Origin of the sequence: Lamprocystis purpurea DSM 4197 (assembly GCF_000379525.1) — a bacterium.
Taxonomy (GTDB): domain Bacteria; phylum Pseudomonadota; class Gammaproteobacteria; order Chromatiales; family Chromatiaceae; genus Thiodictyon; species Thiodictyon purpureum.
Window position 1 is genome coordinate 15,433 of record NZ_KB902524.1, and the last position, 16,941, is coordinate 32,373.

General features: G+C 60.8%; 13 protein-coding genes. 7 read left to right on the forward strand and 6 right to left on the reverse strand.

Annotated features, from left to right (window positions below; genetic code table 11):
* Positions 1-109 precede the first annotated feature (109 nt).
* The 3 genes from A39O_RS34735 to A39O_RS0122905 all read left to right on the forward strand — a co-directional run bounded on the left by A39O_RS34735 (position 110) and on the right by A39O_RS0122905 (position 2,365).
* Positions 110-643: a hypothetical protein gene (locus A39O_RS34735; protein ID WP_157640352.1), complete on the forward strand. Its 534-nt coding sequence runs from the start codon at positions 110-112 to the stop codon at positions 641-643.
* 85 nt (positions 644-728) lie between these two features.
* Positions 729-1,589, forward strand: coding sequence for an NfeD family protein (locus A39O_RS34740; protein WP_211211689.1), 861 nt, complete (start codon positions 729-731; stop codon positions 1,587-1,589).
* 5 nt (positions 1,590-1,594) lie between these two features.
* The gene (locus tag A39O_RS0122905) at positions 1,595-2,365 is read left to right on the forward strand and encodes a slipin family protein (RefSeq protein ID WP_020507003.1); all 771 of its coding nucleotides are present in this window, start codon (positions 1,595-1,597) and stop codon (positions 2,363-2,365) included.
* Positions 2,366-2,406: 41 nt separating this feature from the next.
* Here the strand turns inward: A39O_RS0122905 and A39O_RS0122910 are convergent, their stop codons facing one another.
* The 5 genes from A39O_RS0122910 to A39O_RS0122930 all read right to left on the reverse strand — a co-directional run bounded on the left by A39O_RS0122910 (position 2,407) and on the right by A39O_RS0122930 (position 10,299).
* Positions 2,407-3,369 carry an L-lactate dehydrogenase gene (locus A39O_RS0122910; protein ID WP_026199668.1) on the reverse strand — a complete coding sequence of 321 codons (963 nt, stop codon included), beginning with the start codon at positions 3,367-3,369 and terminating at the stop codon, positions 2,407-2,409.
* Between the two features lie 118 nt (positions 3,370-3,487).
* The gene (locus tag A39O_RS0122915) at positions 3,488-6,619 is read right to left on the reverse strand and encodes a multidrug efflux RND transporter permease subunit (RefSeq protein ID WP_020507005.1); all 3,132 of its coding nucleotides are present in this window, start codon (positions 6,617-6,619) and stop codon (positions 3,488-3,490) included.
* Positions 6,620-6,623: 4 nt separating this feature from the next.
* Complete coding sequence (locus A39O_RS0122920) at positions 6,624-7,820, reverse strand: efflux RND transporter periplasmic adaptor subunit (RefSeq protein WP_245561963.1); 1,197 nt, start codon at positions 7,818-7,820, stop codon at positions 6,624-6,626.
* A 62-nt stretch (positions 7,821-7,882) separates the two neighbouring features.
* Positions 7,883-9,727, reverse strand: coding sequence for an Hsp70 family protein (locus A39O_RS0122925; RefSeq protein WP_020507007.1), 1,845 nt, complete (start codon positions 9,725-9,727; stop codon positions 7,883-7,885).
* Positions 9,724-10,299 carry a DUF2760 domain-containing protein gene (locus A39O_RS0122930; RefSeq protein ID WP_157640353.1) on the reverse strand — a complete coding sequence of 192 codons (576 nt, stop codon included), beginning with the start codon at positions 10,297-10,299 and terminating at the stop codon, positions 9,724-9,726. The genes A39O_RS0122925 and A39O_RS0122930 overlap by 4 nt, the downstream gene beginning before the upstream one ends.
* A gap of 211 nt (positions 10,300-10,510) precedes the next feature.
* On the opposite strand from A39O_RS0122930, the gene A39O_RS34745 reads away from it, so the two are divergent.
* Complete coding sequence (locus A39O_RS34745; protein ID WP_040528543.1) at positions 10,511-10,765, forward strand: DUF2934 domain-containing protein; 255 nt, start codon at positions 10,511-10,513, stop codon at positions 10,763-10,765.
* A gap of 1,502 nt (positions 10,766-12,267) precedes the next feature.
* Here the strand turns inward: A39O_RS34745 and A39O_RS0122940 are convergent.
* On the reverse strand, positions 12,268-13,191 hold the full coding sequence (locus tag A39O_RS0122940; protein ID WP_020507010.1) for a hypothetical protein: 924 nt from the start codon (positions 13,189-13,191) through the stop codon (positions 12,268-12,270).
* A gap of 336 nt (positions 13,192-13,527) precedes the next feature.
* Between A39O_RS0122940 and A39O_RS0122945 the strand changes: the two genes are divergently transcribed.
* The 3 genes from A39O_RS0122945 (at position 13,528) to A39O_RS0122955 (ending at position 16,818) form a co-directional block, all read left to right on the forward strand.
* Positions 13,528-14,685 carry an AAA family ATPase gene (locus A39O_RS0122945; RefSeq protein WP_020507011.1) on the forward strand — a complete coding sequence of 386 codons (1,158 nt, stop codon included), beginning with the start codon at positions 13,528-13,530 and terminating at the stop codon, positions 14,683-14,685.
* 49 nt (positions 14,686-14,734) lie between these two features.
* The gene (locus A39O_RS0122950; RefSeq protein WP_157640354.1) at positions 14,735-15,724 is read left to right on the forward strand and encodes a ParB/RepB/Spo0J family partition protein; all 990 of its coding nucleotides are present in this window, start codon (positions 14,735-14,737) and stop codon (positions 15,722-15,724) included.
* Between the two features lie 563 nt (positions 15,725-16,287).
* Positions 16,288-16,818: a hypothetical protein gene (locus A39O_RS0122955; protein WP_020507013.1), complete on the forward strand. Its 531-nt coding sequence runs from the start codon at positions 16,288-16,290 to the stop codon at positions 16,816-16,818.
* Positions 16,819-16,941 lie beyond the last annotated feature (123 nt).

The following is a 16,941-nucleotide window of genomic DNA, read 5'->3' on the forward strand; positions in this document are numbered from 1 at the left end:
CTGCGCTGCGTGCTACCATCAGTGAACACAATGGCAGCGATGCAATCTAGATGACCTACAAAATCAGGCTTATCATTGTGACTGAATATGCGGTGATTGAGGGCACGCCATGAGCGACAGATCCATGGGCCAGGGCTTCAGGGCCTGGCACGCCCTTGTCTTGATGCTGACGATTCTCGCTGGATGGGTCATCGGCCTGAGTCCTTCGCTCGCTGCTGAATCACCAAACGCGTCGATCCCTATTGTGATCCAGGGGAAGATATTCGCGCTCAAGACCGGACTCTCCTGGGACTCGGTCAAGAAGCAACTTAGCACCCTCTTTGCAGATGAGCCGTCGGTGGATACCACAGAGCGGATCCAGTACGACAAGGTGCTGGTGCCGGATCAGGCACCCGTGTCCTTCGTCTTTGATTTCGACGGCAAAGGAAATTTGATCAACCTCACGATTGATGCCTACACCAAGGAGCAAAATCCCACCGTGACGCGGCTTGTGGTGTGGCTCGGTGCCAATGTGGGTAAACCCAAGGTGCATGAAGGTCAGCGTGACTGGCACTACGCCGGATGGACGATCGTGCATCGCTTCGGCGGGGACGGGGAAGACTCCAGCTTCAGTGTGGAGTGTTCACTGCTGAATGCGAAATAACCCGCATTCGCGGTCAGGAAGGGACTGCAACAGTGCGGCGTTTTTGGGTCTAAGCTTAAAGGTATCCGAGACTCGGAGACCCGAGATGACCCGAATGCCGATCCACTCATGGCTCCTGATCCTGGTCATCGCCTTGCTCGTCCCCCAGTGGGGCGGCGCGACGGCCGGTGAGACGCTGCTCGTCGACCTCAATGACACAAGCAGGCGACCGGCCCCCATGGCATCCGTGGAGAGCCCCTTGGCTCAAACGACTGAGCCGAGTGTTCACCCCGAGGTCCAGGTGCCTGATACCGCGGGACTCAGGGTCGTCGAGCACCAGCGGGGCTGGCAGGCCGGACCCTTGCGTCTTCTCAGCGATCCCAATCTTGCTTTTGTCCTGCTGTTGATCGGCTTTTACGGCCTGGTCTACGAACTCGTCAATCCAGGGACACTGTTGCCCGGCATCCTGGGTGCCCTGTGCCTGGTGTTGGCCCTGTACTCTTTTCAGTTACTCTCGGTCAACTGGGCGGGACTCGCTCTGCTCGTCATCGGGCTGGGCTTGATGCTCGCTGAGGCCTTCGCACCCAGCCTCGGGGCTCTGGGCCTCAGCGGGGCCGCGGTGTTCATCCTCGGCTCACTGACGCTGATCGATACCGAGACCACGGGCGCCGGGATTTCCGTCGCGCTGATCATCGGCTTCGCGGCCGTAAGCGCCCTCCTCCTGTTTTTCGTTGTCGGCCTGGCGATCAAGGCCCAGCGCCGCCCGGTCGCGAGCGGCGCGGAGGAACTGCACGATGCCCTGGGGACCGCCGTCTCCGGTTTTCCGGGCGCGGGCAGTGTTCGGGTGCACGGAGAGATCTGGAGCGCCCGGAGTCTGGAGCCGATTGCGCATGGCCGGCCGATCCGCGTGTGCGCACGCGACGGCCTCATCCTGTTGGTCGAGCCCCTGTCGCAATCCGAGGAGTAATCGCCATGTCACTCGGCGTCCATACCATCACCTTCATTATCCTCGGTGCGCTGCTCCTCGGCTTACTGAAGGCCGCACTCAAGATTCTGCGTGAATACGAACGCGGGGTCGTCTTCACGCTGGGCCGCTTCACCGGGGTCAAGGGGCCTGGTTGGTTTCTCCTGTTCCCCGGCATTCAGAAGATGGTGAAGGTCGACCTGCGGGTACAGGTCATGGATGTGCCAAGCCAGGATGTCATCTCGCGTGACAACGTTTCGGTCAAGGTCAATGCGGTGGTCTATTTCCGGGTGATCGACCCGGAGAAATCCATTATTCAAGTGGAGGATGTCCGCAACGCGACCAGCCAACTGGCCCAAACCACGCTACGCTCGGTGCTGGGCCAGCACGAGTTGGATGAGATGCTCGCCGAGCGCGAACGACTCAACCATGATATTCGTGAGATTCTCGATGCCCAAACCGACGCCTGGGGAATCAAGGTTGCCAACGTGGAGATCAAACACGTGGACCTGGACGAGTCGATGGTTCGCGCCATTGCCCGTCAGGCGGAGGCCGAGCGCGCCCGCCGGGCGAAAGTGATTCACGCCGAGGGCGAGCAGCAGGCCGCCGAGAAACTGGCGGAGGCGGCACGTATCCTGGGCGAGCAGCCGCAGGCGATCCAGTTACGCTACCTGGAGACCCTGACCGAGATCGCCGGTGATAAGTCATCGACCATCATCTTCCCGCTGCCGCTGGACTTGATCGAGCCACTACTGCGACGCGGCCAGTCGGGAGGGTGATGCAATCTTCCGCGACGGCGGCCGGATTATCCCCATTGCGATTATCCGGGCAGCGGCCCGGCGCCGAGTCCAATCTCTGCAAGGCTTTGCTTGAGGGTCCCCGCGGAGGCGTGCAGGTCTGCAAGTTCCAGCGCGTTCAACGGGATCGGCAGACGCTCCCCGGCCCCGCCGCCGCCGATCGCAACTGGAATGCTGAGGCACACGTCATGAATCCCGTACTCGCCGTGCAGCCGCACGCTCACCGGCAGGACGCTGCCCTGGTCCGACTGGATGGTGCGCACCAGATGGGCAATGACGAGCCCGATGGCCCAGTTGGTGTAGCCCTTACGCTCGATGATCGCGTAGGCGGCGCGCTTCACCTGGGTGAGGATATGGTCCAGCACCGCCGGATCGTAGGACTTGCCGCAGATCCGGTGACCGACGATGGGGGTGCCGCCGATGTTCGCCTGGCTCCAGGCCGCAACCTCAGAGTCGCCGTGTTCACCCAGGATGACGGCATGGACCGAACGCGGGTCCACGTTGTAATACTCGGCAAGCAGTGAGCGGGTCCGGGTGGTATCGAGCATGGTGCCGGTCCCGATGACCCGCTGGTCCGGCCGGGTACTCAGGTGCTGCATCGTAAAGGTCAGCACGTCCACCGGGTTGCTCGCGATCAGCAAGATGGCATCCGGTGCATGCCGGTCCAGTTGCTCCGCGATGGCGCGAAACACAACGGCGTTGCGGTTCAGCAGTGAGAGGCGATCTTCGCCGGGCTTCTGACCCACGCCGGCCGTGATGACGATGATCTGCGCCTCCGCCAGATCCGCGTAATCCCCGGCCCGTACCCGCTGGCGCCCGACATAACCCTGCGCATGCATCAGGTCCATGGCCTCCCCTTCCGCGCGCCGCCGGTCCAGATCCACCAAGACCAACTCGTCGGCAATGCGCTGCTGAAACAGGGCATAGGCCGCCGCCATCCCGACCTGCCCGGTACCAATGATCCCCACGGTCCGTCTGTTCGACATACTGGTCTCCCCCTCTTGGTCTGGAATACAGGACAGTCTTTCTCAGTTTAGCCAATCTCAGGTTTTCCCACCGCGGATCAAGCGCGTCTGATCTCCCGCTCGAGCGCGTCACCGACGATCACTTGCTGTCGCTCGCCGCCCGCGCTGTTGGCCCTTCCAGCCGGTCCCCCAACAACCGTCGTACGACCACGTAGAAAACCGGCACGAACAGGACCCCCAGCACGGTGGCGCCGACCATCCCCCCCATGACGCCGGTACCGATGGCATGGCGGCTGTTGGCGCCGGCGCCGCTGGAGATGACGAGCGGGGTGACACCCAGAATGAAGGCGATGGAGGTCATGAGGATGGGCCGCAGACGCAGCCGACACGCCTCCAGCGTTGCATCCAGAACGCTCTTGCCCGCCTGGCGCGCGGTGTTGGCAAACTCGATGATGAGAATGGCGTTCTTGGCCGAGAGACCGATGACGGCGATGAGCCCGACTTTGAAATAAACGTCGTTCTCCAAGCCTCGCAACCAGGTGAAACTCAAGGCTCCCAAGACACCCAGAGGCACCACCAGCATCACCGCCGCCGGCACCGACCAGCTCTCGTAGAGCGCGGCCAGGGCCAGGAACACCACCAGCAACGACAGTGCAAAGAGGATCGGTGCCTGCTGACCGGAGATCAGCTCCTGCAAGGATGAGCCGGACCACTCATAACCGATGCCCTGGGGCAAGTCGCGTTGGACGATCCCTTGCATGGCCATCATCGCCTGACCGGATGAGTGACCGGGTGCTGGACTGCCGTTGATCTGGATCGCCTCGAAACCGTTGTAGTGGTCGATCGCCGGCGGGGCCGTGGTCCAGCCGGCAGTGACGACGCTGGTCAAGGGCACCATGGCGTCGGCCCCTCCCCGCGTGCTGGGAATGTAGTAGCGGCCCAGATCCTCCGGGCGACCGCGAAAAGCGGCATCGGCTTGGAGCAGGACCTTGAGCACCCGCCCCTGGTAGTTGAAATCATTGGCGTAGACCGGCGCCAGCATGAGCTGGATCGCACCATAGATGTCCGCCAGGGGCAACCCCATGGCCTGCGCCTGAATCCGGTCCACGGTGAACTGCACCTGCGGACCGTCTTCCAGTTGATTGGGACGCACGCCAGTGAGCACCGGGTCTTTGGCGGCGGCCCCAAGCAAGACATTGCGCGCCTGCATCAACTGCGCATGGCCCAGACCGGCGCGATCCTCCAGACGAAAGTCAAAGCCGCCGAAGCGTCCGAGTCCGCGCACGGTTGGCATATTGACGACGAAAATACGTGCCTCTTTGACCGCCTGCAAGGCCGCATTGGCGGCCGGAATGAAGGCTTTGATCTGTTCGGACGGCCGCGTGCGCAGACTCCAGTCCTTGAGTCGGATGAAGCCCAGGCCGACGTTCTCGCCCTGCCCGACGAAGCTGAATCCGGCCACCATGAGCACCCGGTCCACCGCCGGGTTCCGCTTGAGAATCGACTCCATCTCGGTGAGCACCGCGCCGGTACGCTGCATCGTGGCCCCCGGCGGCAACTGGATGATGGCGAAAGCATAGCCCTGGTCTTCTTCCGGCAGGAAGCTGGTCGGTAGCCGCGCGTAGAGATACCCGGCGAGAACCACCAGCGCGATGAAGGCGACGATCCAGCGCGGAGTGTGACGGATGGCTTGGCCGACCCGCCGCAGATAGGCGCCCGCCACCCAGCCATAGCCGCGGTTGAAGCCGCGCAGGAACCAGTTCGGGGTATGCACCGGCCGCAGCAGGGTGGCACACAGGGCTGGGGTGAAGCTCAGGGCCATGAGCGCCGAGATGCCCATGGAGATAGCAATGGTGAGTGCGAACTGACGGTAGATGACCCCCACGCTGCCGCCCACCAGCGCCATGGGAATGAAGACCGCCGCCAGCACCAGGGTCATGGCGATGACCGCACCGGTGATCTGATCCATGGCCTTGCGTGCCGCCTCCTTGGGTGAAAGTCCCTCCTCGCTCATCAGCCGTTCGACGTTCTCCACCACGACGATGGCGTCATCCACCACCAGACCGATCGCCAGCACCAGACCAAACAGGCTCAGCACGTTGATCGAGAAGCCGGCCAGGTACATCCCGGCGAAGGCCCCGGTGATGGCGACCGGTACGACCAGAGTCGGGATCAGCGTGGCCCGCAGATTTTGCAGGAACAGCAGGATGACCAGAAAGACCAGGACCACCGCCTCCAACAGGGTCTTGACCACTTCCTGGATCGAGATCCGCACGAACTGGGTACTGTCATAAGGCGTGATCCAACTGACTCCAGCCGGCAGATAGCCGATCAGTTCGTCCATCTTGACCCGGATGGCCGCGGCGACATCCAGTGCATTGGCTTCCGGGGCGAGTTGGATGGCGAAGCCCGCGACCGCGTCCTCACCCAGGCGCACCCGACGGCCAAAGGACTCGGCACCCAGCACAATGCGCGCGACCTCGGCAAGACGCAGGTGACTGCCGTCGGCGTCGGCTCGCAGGATGATGTCGCCAAACTCCTCGACACTGGTGAAACGGCTGGACGCGCTCACCGAGGCCGTGAAGCCTTGCCCCGGCAAGGCCGGCTCGGCACCGATGGCACCGGCGGCGACCTGGATGTTCTGGGCGCGTACCGCGTCCAGCACCGCTGCGGCACTCAGACCATGACCGCGCAGCCGGTCAGGGTCCAACCAGATGCGCATGGCATAGCCGGCGCCGAACTGCGTGGCCCCGCCGACCCCGGGCAGACGGCGGATCGGGTCCAGGACCTGAGCGGAGATCAGGTTGTCGAGCGCATTGCTGTCGATCGCGGGGTCGCTGGACTTGAGCGCCACCACCATCAAGAAATCAGCATTGGATTTGGCCACCACGATGCCGTTCTGCACCACGTCCCGCGGCAGACGCGGCTCGGCCACGCTGAGACGATTCTGCACCTGGACCTGGGCAATATCGGGGTCGGTACCAGTCTGAAAGGTGAGCGTGATCGTGGCCGCACCCACCGAACGCGAGGTCGAATCGAAATAGAGCAGGTTATCCACCCCGGTCAACTGCTGCTCGATGACCGAGGTGACCGTCTTCTCGACGACCTCCGCACTCGCCCCCGGATAATTGGCGGTAATACTGATCTGGGGCGGCGCAATCGGCGGATAGGCCGAGACCGGCAGCTTGAAGATGGCGACGGTGCCGCTCAGGGTGATCAGGATCGCAATGACCCAGGCGAAGATCGGACGGTCGATAAAGAAACGTGGCACTGCGCTACCCTTTGGGACCCGCCGCCGGCGCGCCCGGCCCGGCCGCAGGTCCAGTCATCGGCGCCACCTTGGCCAGCGCGTTCGGCTTGACCTTTTGCAGCCCGGCAACGATCACCTGATCGCCGTCCTTCAAGTCGCCGGTCAGTATCCAGTCGGTACGGGTCATACCGTGGGTGTCCACCCGGCGCTGCTGCACGGTATTTTCTGCATCGACCACCATGACATAGGCTCCCCGCAGATCGCGCGCCAAGGCGGCCTGGGGCAGGACGAAGGCGTTCTCCAAGGCGCCGGCAGTCAGGCGCAGGTTGACGAACATTCCGGGCAACAGCGCCTTGTCCGGGTTCGGAAGCGTCGCCCGCAGGGACAGCGCTCCAGTGTTCGGGTCTACCGCCAGATCGGAGAAATCGAGTGACCCGGGCGAACCCGCAGGCGTGCCGTCCGGCGACAGGACCTGCACCTGGAACTTGGACGCCGACCGAGGACCCGCCATGCCCGCGGGCGTAACAGCCTGCTGCAACTCGATGACCTGCTGCATCGACAGACCGAAATTGACATAGATCGGATCGATGTGCTCCACCATGGTCAGGGGGGTTACCTCGCCCTCCCCCACCAACGCACCCTCAGTCACCAGCGCGCGCCCGGCTCGGCCGGCAATGGGCGCGGTGACCGTGGCATAACCCAGGTCCAGGCGAGCCATCTCCACGTTGGCCCGCGCCTGCTTGACCGCTGCGGCGGTGGTGCGCTCAGCCGCCTGGGCGGTGTCGAGATCCTGCTGGGAGAGCGTCTTGCGCTCCCGCAGGTCCATGTAGCGTTTGGCCGTCAGCGCCGCATTGGCGGCATCCGCCTCGGCTCTGGCCAGCGCGGCCTCTTCGGCGCGCAACCGGGCCTCCAGACGAGCCGGATCGATGCGGAACAGGACCTGACCCCGCTGCACGTCCGTCCCTTCCGTATAGACCCGTTCAAGCACGATGCCAGCGACCCGCGCCCGCACCTGAGCCGTACGGGTCGCGGCCAGCCGACCGACCAGATCGCGGGTGATCGGTACGGTTTCGGCCTTGGCCACCAGGACCGACACCTCCGGCGTAGGTGGTGCCGCACCTGGACTGCCGCCGGGTCCTGGTGCCGAACCGGTCGGCTTATCGCAGCCAACCATCGTCAGTGAGACAACCACAATGAGCGCCAGCGAGCGCCGCATGGACATCATGAACAGACTCCGAACCGATAAAGGAGACGATCCGCAGACCGTCCCCCAGGCGGGATTCGTCATCCCGCGTTACCGCGCGTGTTGAATGCGACCTTCCAACGCTCATCACCCCCGGCGGTCGGAATTGCGGTCAGTTCCAGGGTGCCGACCTCGCTGACCGCGGCCTGGAGCCGCACCGGGACCACATCGCCGGCATTGCGGCCTTCGGCGGGCAGTTCGGTTTGGATCTCTTCCATTTCCAGCAATTCGTCCACCGGCCAATCCTGGAACAGGTCGCCGACCTGATCGTCGCGGCGCACATTGGAACCGAAGAATCGGAACCGCACCGGCTCGCCCACCACCAGGCCGAATTCCTGGTGCGGGCTCACCGGCGCTGAGCCTTCTTCCAGACCAAAGGGGACCAGGCACAGGGCATGGATCTCGGGCTCCAGGCCGGGGATGGCCGGTGCGGCCGCCTCGACCCCGACGTAATAGGCATGCGAAGTGCCGCCGCGGATGCGTACCCCGCCGTGGTGGCGGGCGTGGGCATAGAAAGCGGCACCGCGGGCCACCGCCAGGTCGAGGTCGCGCGCGCTCAAGAGACGGGCCGGCGGGGCCCCCTCCGCCTCCAGCCAGGCGTTGATGATTCTCAGGACCCGATCCTGCAGCAGGTTCGGCTTGAGGACGCCGCCGTTGAACAGGATGGCCGTCGGATGCAGAAAGCTGGCCCCGATGACCGGCGCCGCAAAGCCGGCCAGATCCAGGGTCGCGCCAGCCTGACGGGCCAGGAAAGCGGCCAGGTGACGGGTCACCGCGGGATCCTGGGCATAGGGCAGGCCGACCTGAGTCAGGGCACTGCGCGCACGTGTTGTCGGTCGACTGGTTGCCGGCACATCCGGAAAGAAACCCTCGACCAGGGTCCTGGCCACGTCGTCCCGGGTCAGTTCGGTGCGAACGGTACCGCCGATCAGACGCGCACCACGACTTGGCACCACGACCGGGACGGCACCAAGATCCGGGTCGCCAAGCAATGCTTCCTTGGCCTGACGACACCCGTGGGTCAGAGCCTGGAACTGCCAGCGGTCCAATTCCACCCCATCGGCCTGGAGTTTGGTACGCACCAGGTGGGCCAGCGTCAGATCCATGTTGTCGCCGCCCAGCAGGATGTGGTCGCCGACCGCGATACGGGTCAGTTCCAGGGCACCCTGATTCTCGGTGACCGCGATCAACGACAGGTCGGTGGTACCGCCACCGACATCGACCACCAGGATGATGTCCCCGACCCTGACCTGGCCGCGCCAATTACCGTGGCTGTCGTTGACCCAACTGTAGAGCGCCGCCTGAGGCTCCTCCAGCAGGACCAGATTGGCGATACCGACAGCCCGCGCCGCTTCGGCGGTCAATTCACGGGCCGCCGGGTCGAAAGACGCGGGAACCGTGACCGTGACTTCCTGGACTTCCAGGGGATCCTGGGGGTGGTTGAGGTTCCAGGCTTCACGCAGGTGTGCCAGATAGTGAACACTGGCCTGAAAGGGTGAGACCTTGGGTACCTCGTCCGGAGCACCGTCAGGGAGGATCGCGGCGCGGCGATCCAGATCCGGATGGCAAAGCCAACTCTTGGCGCTGGAGACCAGCCTGATCGGCGTCGTGGCACCCTGGGCACGCGCCAGTTCGCCGCCAATCCGGCTCGGATCGCTGGTCCAGGGTAACGTCAGATCGGTCGGCCTGAACTCGTCCGGATGAGGTAAATAAAGAAATGAAGGCAGCAGCGGCTTGGGCATCACCGAGCCGGGGGCGGTGAGTTGAGGCACAGGTAAGACGGCCTCGACCAAATGGTCCTCATGACTCTCCTGCGAGTCGATGTAGGCCAGGGCACAATGGGTTGTCCCCAGGTCGATGCCAATGGAATAACGGCCGGCACTCACAGTTCAACCTCCGCCGCTGCCAAGATGGTCAGGTCGTGCCCGCTCGCGACTTGGGGCAGACGTAGCTCGGCCATGCGCCAGCCGCGGTGGACCAAGGTACCGCTGAAGGGCGGCTGACCAACCACCTGGCCGGTCAGCCGCACCGCGGTCGGGTCGAAGCCCGGCTCCAGCAGCACCCGCGCACCCTCGGCCTCGGCGCGCACTGGGACAATCGTCATATACTCATCGAGCACCTTGCGGCAGCCCTGGTGCACGACGCGGGTCGCCGCACCAACTTGTTGGTCCGAAAAATCACCGACATTCTGTTGTAGAAAATCGATCAGGCGACCCTCTTTCTGGAGCAATCCAAGCAACAGCAATGCCGCATCGGGAAGTGCATGATCCAAGGTCGCCGCCGGGACCGTCGTCTGGCGCGGCAGCTTGGCCCCACGGTTGAATGCGCGGGCATACTCTGCGTCCCACAGTGCACGACCGAAGACCAGGAGGGCAATGGCGATGCGCCGGATGACCCGGCCGGTCCACTTGGCGGCGACGATCAGCCGTGCAACAAAAGTCATTTTTTGATCAGGCATTGGGGGAGTCCTCATGGATGCCGGAAGGTGCGGCACCAGTCGGCCGCGGCAGGCTGTCCATGGTACCGCGCCCGCCCGCTCGGCTCGACTCCCGTGTGAGGATTCCGCGGGCCGGGCAGCTCCGCAATCGATAAAATGACCGGCCGTCGATCCTGGATAATTACACAAGGGCACGCGTCGTGCGCCCTTTTTTCGAAAGAGGACTCTATCGATGCAATCTGACCGAGCCGATGGCCCCTTGGACGTGAGTACGGAAGAGCGCCACGCGATGATCGCCGTGGCCGCTTACTACCTGGCGGAGCAGCGCGGATTTCCCGGCAGCGGTGCGCTCGACGATTGGATCAATGCCGAACGCCACATCGACCACATGATCGAGCGGATGCGCAACAATGGCGCCACCCGCCGGACGCTGGAGCGTGTGGGGCTACGCAACGCCCTCCACCTGTGGGGCCAGGATAGCGACTAGCGGTTGCCCTTGCTGGTGCGAGACCGACCTGGCGATCGGCGTTGTTTTGACCAACGCCCGCTATGTCGAGATCGGCGGCAACCAACCGGGTGTATCAGAATCGCGATTCAGCATTGGCTCAACCGTATCCGTCCGGCAGATCGGAAGGCTGCGCGCAATTTTCCGAGAATCGGGCTGCAGAGACACTTGGAGTCATGGGGGGCATGCAAGGTCAGAAAAATTCAAAATCCGTGACTCAAAAGGTGTCGGCTACCGGGCGTCCGATTTTGTCTTGGGGGGTCCCCGATTCATTAAAAAAAGAGATTTTGCGGCCACTGCCGCGGTACTAGAAGAATACTAAATAAATACTAAAGAAATACTAGAGCGTTACCTGAAGAAAAAAAACTCAATCTTAACAGTTGGTTATAGAAAAATTTTTGATTCTTCCGTGGGAAAGAGGACGGCATTCCGTGGGAAAGAGGACGGCATTCCGTGGGAAAGAGGACGGCGTTTACGGGGAAAAAGGACGGTGGTTCGGGGGAAAGTGGACGGTGGTGCTGTGGATAAGTGACTGGTCCCACAGCGATTGCTCCGTGGGAAAAAGGGCGGAGGTCGTTGGGCGGATGACGGCGTTGGATGTTTGGACGCCGCGGTGCGGGACCGGGTCATGAGGTCCTGCGAAGGTTGAATCGCGACGGCATCTGAACGGCGCTGGTGAATGGATCGTGCGGCTGGTTCGAGGCTCGAAACAACGAAGCCACTGTTTTTAGAATTTATCAATTCTATTGTAAGGAAACAGACAAGGCTTTTCTCGAATCGTGGACACCTTGCTTGGTTGATCTAATGAACGCGAGGCTGTCGGGTGAGTCTACGCCTGCGCGTTGTGTTGCTCCGTGGGAAAAAGGACGGCTTAAGGGAAAGACAAAGCAAGCAGTTTGAGGGGTATCTCTGGCGGATACGCGTGTAATTCGTGGGAAAACGGACGGAGCTTAAGGCCGGTGAGATCAGGGGTGTGGGTTCGGTCTGTCGTCAGTGGCTTTAGTGGGAAAAGGGACGGGCTGGCGGGACCAATGAACGGGTTAGCAAGTCACGTAAAAATTTGAAAAATAAGTAGTCTTTGTCTCTACAATGGAGTGACGTTCGGGCGTCAGTGAGTGGCGCAAGGCCACCCGGCAGATCCGCCAGGCCGTGTGGAAGCCACCGTGTGCAAGTCACCGTGCGTAAGAGTGAGTCGCTCAGACGACGGACGATAGTTTCGTGGGAAAGTAGACGGTGCTTTGTTGGCGATGCCAAAGGGTTCCGTGGGAAACGAGACGGTGCTGTCCGGCGGCGAGAATCGTGGCACTGGTTCAGTTCAACTCCTTGTCAGTTTTGCTTTTTATCATAGGCTTGCGGTGCGTCTTCGCTCGTTTTCCCCGAGGGAGTCTCTGTACAATCTTAGTGAAAACAATAGGATACGTGATGCCGACATGAGAAAGAAATACGTGAGCGCGTCAGTAAATAATTGATAAAAAAGGTTAAATCTAGAGTCGAACTGAACCGGTGCCGGAATCGTCATCTTCGGAAAAAAACGTGACTTCAAGTATCCAGGGCGTCTTGCGGCCGGTTCCGGAGATGGCGAAAGCGTTGAGAAACTGAAGGTCTTTGAGCTTCTGGAGTTGCGGTATCGCCTCGCGTTTGCGGTCACGTAACTCACCGAAAGCGCCGATGCTGGCAAAGAACTCCGGAAGCGGGATCGAGAAGGTCTGGTTGCTGCGTTGACTCGCGAGTGACCGGTGCATCGCTTTGCCGAGAGGCGACAACTGCCGACGGATGTCGAAGTCCAGGAAGGTCCGGTACTCCTCCAGCCATTGCGATACCAACGGATGAAACTGCACGTAATAGCAGGCATCCTCAGCGGTTGCGATGTACTCGATGAAGATCAGTTGGATGGGTTTGCCGTGCAGGGCGTCGGCGCCCTTGGGTTTCTGGAATTTCAGCGTGATCGCTGCCAGGTTCTCCATACTTTCACGGCGCTTGGAGATGGCCCGGCCGCCCCATCCCTTCCGGGGAGTGTAGCCCTGAATGACTGACTCGAGCTGAGACACCAGGCAATACAAGGCGTGAACTCGTACCTGATTGCCCGGTGCAAGCCCGCTCATGGTCACGGTTGGCGGAGCTGGGATCGGCAGACGGTCGGCCGGTCCGCTCATGCCCTGCTGCCGCATGTTCATCAAGCCAAACAGTGTGTCCTCGTCGTAAACAGTCAGCGCTGGACCGGCTTTGAATACGCCGCCGCCGTCCCACCGAGACTCAAGGGCAATCCAGTCGCTTGCCGCGGCTAACTCCCTGGCTGTGCTGCGCTGCACGGGCGGAAAGAGCGGAAGACGCGTCAGGGGTGTTGGATATTCAGCCGATGGGAAGAGTTCGAATTGCTCCACGCCGCGCTCACGCAGAAAGTGCTCCAAGCGGGCGTTAGCCTGGGCGATGATTTTTTGTGCCGGCGCACCGTTACCGGGTCGACGTGACCGGTGACTCTTCGGTGCAGGTGGGACAACGGCGTCCGCCGATGAGGGAGGGGCTTGCTTGGCGGCACGTTCGCGCACCTGGCGCTCGAGACGCTCCAGAGTCCGCTTTAGATCCACGGGCGCGCCGTCTGATGGCTCGTCAAGCATGATAAACAAAAAATCTCGAAATTTCAGTGTATAAGATAGACATTAACAAATGGTTTCGTCAAGCCTGGATTGGCCAAAATAGAGGAAAATGTTCTAATTAGGCCAAATCTGTTAACAGAGAAAAAAGGCATGCGTGCGAAGCGATCGATCGAGGATTTGCTGAACCGGATTCAAGGCGTGCGAGAGCAGCTCAAAGACTACAATCTGGCTCCCGATCATGTGAAACGCGACACCCGCCTTTACGCGATGCGCGAAGCAGCGGAACTGATCGGTCGGAGTGACCAGACGATCCGGGATGCAGAGGCCGACGGTCGGCTGGCTACTCCGGAAATCGGACCGAACGGGAAACGGGTTGGCTATACGCTTGCGCAGATTAATGATGCACGTGATGTTTTGGGTACCCGGCTGAAGCGGGCAACTGACGAGGAGCCGGTGGTTATTGGATGCCAGTCTTTCAAGGGTGGGTCCGGTAAGACCACGACCGCGGTACACCTGACACAGTATCTTGCGCGACAAGGTCTCAGGGTCTTGTTGGTTGATTGCGACCCGCAGGCGTCGGCCACGGCGATCTTCGGCTATGTCCCGGAGGCTGACCTCAGTCCGGACGAAACACTTCTGCCGTTTCTTGAGGGGGATCGTGACGACTTGGTCTACTCGGTGAGAGCAACCTATTTTGACGGGGTCTACTTGGTGCCGTCCAATCTTCATCTCTATCGGTCCGAGTACACCCTGGCCTCAGGCACTGCGAAGCTTGATCGGCTTAAAGAGGGAATCGATACCATCGCGGCGGGTTTCGATGTGGTAGTGATCGATCCTCCCCCCTCGCTTGGCATGATCAGCTTGAACGCGCTCTACGCCAGCAATGCGCTGATCATCCCGATGTCTCTTGGTTTGCTGGATTTTTACAGCACGGTATCTTTTATCCAGATGCTCAACGAGACCTTGGACGTGATTGAGCAGCGGGTAGGGATTTTCCGTTCGAAATTCGTCAAAGTGCTGATGACGCGCGTGAACGAGGGGAAGCCTGTGCACATTCAGTTGGCCGATCATCTCCAGGCGAGTTTCGGGACCTACCTGATGAAGGCGCGAATGCACGACTCAGCGGCGGTTGACAACGCGGGCGTCATGATGAGGACAGTCTATGAACTCGATAAGACGTCCGCGAATCGGAAGACGCTGATCCGGGCAACGATGTTGTTCGATTTGGTAAACGCCGAGATTCTGAGTCTGATTCGAGCGACTTGGCCAAGTCACCATAAGGCGTTACGGGCGCAGGGTCTAATGTAATTTTCTGGTGGGGGAGGCAATGATGGTAGCGAAAGGGTCAACAGGTGAGATGTTCAAGGCGTTGGCGAAAGGAACAGACGTCGACGGGGGAGACGTTCAGGTCCCGGAGCAGGTTCCGCCGTTGCGGGCTCAACAGTCCGGGTCTTCGATAGGAATACTTGCGGGACGCGAGGGAGCGATTTGGGAGGTATCGTCCGGCAAGAAGGTGACGCGGGTGGTGCGGCGAGTCGATCCGAATCGGTGCCGAATCTGGACGCGGCACAATCGTCGTTACGATCTTCTTTCGCCCGAGTCTTGTGCGGATCTCATTGAGGGCTTCAGGCAACAAGGGGGACAAGAGTTTCCTGCAATTGTACGACGGGTGACGGACGGTACGCCGTTCGATTATGAGGTGATCTCTGGGGCACGACGGCACTGGACAGCCCGATTTCTGAAGTACGAGTTTTTGGTTGAAGAGCGTGAACTGAACGATCTGGAGGCGTTCCGTCTCTCAGACGTAGAGAATCGACATCGGGAGGATCTGAGTGATTATGAGCGGGCAGTAGACTACCTTCAGGCGCTGGATCTCTATTATGAAGGGAGCCAGAAGCAGATGGCGATGAACCTTGAACGCTCTGAGGGCTGGCTGAGTCGCTATTTGGATCTGGCGAGGTTGGACCCGGTTATTCTGGAGGCAGTGCGCGATGTTCGGGAGGTTACGGTCAACCAGGCGCGGGTGATCAAGCCGTTGCTGGTCGGCAAGACGCGTGCAGTGGTACTGGAGAAGGCGAGGGAGTTTGCGGGGCTAGCTGAAAAATCAGGTGCCCAGGAAGTGTTTCGTGTGCTCACCCAGGTTGCTATGGAGCCGAAGGTGGCGAGGAGTACCGCAACACTGGCGACGGTAGCGGCGAAGGATACCGGAAAGATTTTGGTCGTGGCGCGTCGCCATGGACGAGGGGGATTGTTGGTTCAGATTGACGAACGATCCGGGGCTAGCAAGGAAGAAGTATTGGATGCGCTGAAGGAGTTGGTGGAGCGACACTACGCGCCAGGCAGATGAGGATAGGCGTCTCTTTGGATGCAATTGTCAACTGACAATTTTCACATAACACTATGAATATGTTAAATAAAATCGCTTAATTGCCAGATTTTTCTGATCCGTAACGCGACAGTGTCCGGTGATCCACGACGATGTCTTGCGCTGCCTCCTTTTATGGGTAACCGGGCTTCCGTTCCGTGCCGATGTGTTCAAGTCCGCCCATGCCGGCGGGTCTGTTCTGCCTGCGATCCGCTCTACCGTGAGGTTCTTGGCATCTTTAGCCATGAAAGATTCAACAAAGTTATTGCCACCTGGCAATGTACCGGAAACCAAATCTTACTCGCCTGAAAAATGGGGCTTGATCTGGAGACCTTGACGGGATCGACCTCGCGTACGATTTCTATTCCCATGCCCCCCCAAGGTGCGCATACAATCGCGCTGCAACCGGCGAGATCGGTAGCGCGTGTGTGGATTGTTATCCTGGTCGTTCGCGAAAATCTGCGCGCCCACCGTCCGGTTAAGCAAGGCACCATGATTTCCCATGGTCGCACAATAACTGATCAACCCTGTCGGGAGATAAATTCATGTCGAATGGCAAGACAGTTGCGCGAAATTTTTCCCTCACGCGAACAGACTTCTGGATCTTCGTTTTCATGCTGGCGCTTGCGATCCTCGGCGCGGCGGTGTCGCAAGCCGTGGAGACCGGTGGTCGGTACTACTGGCTCGCCCTCGTGTTGATTTATGCGGCGATCAGCATCACCCGAACTTACCTCCGCGCACGAGATCAAGCGCAATCACTGTGGAGCATGATCGGCGCCCAAGTCCTGCACTGGGTCGGCGTACTGATCGCGATCAATATCATTCTCCTGTTCGAGTCTGCCGGCGTATCCGATCGGGGCCCTGCAGCAGATTATTCTCTGTTGGTTCTCGCCTTGAGTTGTTACTTGGCCGGGGTTCATTTCGACTGGACCTTCATGCTGCTGGGCGGCATTCTCGCCGTGATTGCAGTGGGACTGGGGTACCTTGACCAGTTCTCGATTTATCTGGTAACCATTCCGCTGGCGCTCCTGGCCACCTGGATCGTTTATAAGCGGAACTTGGCATCGGGCAGTTAGCAACCGTGATGGTGGTGACTCGGCGGTGGTTGTAGTCCCTGGTCGTGGGCTGTCTCAGCCGTTCTTGCTTCCTCAGCGTTCAAGGTAGGCACAGTCGCTAGCGCCGGTTGTTCCCAACAGACC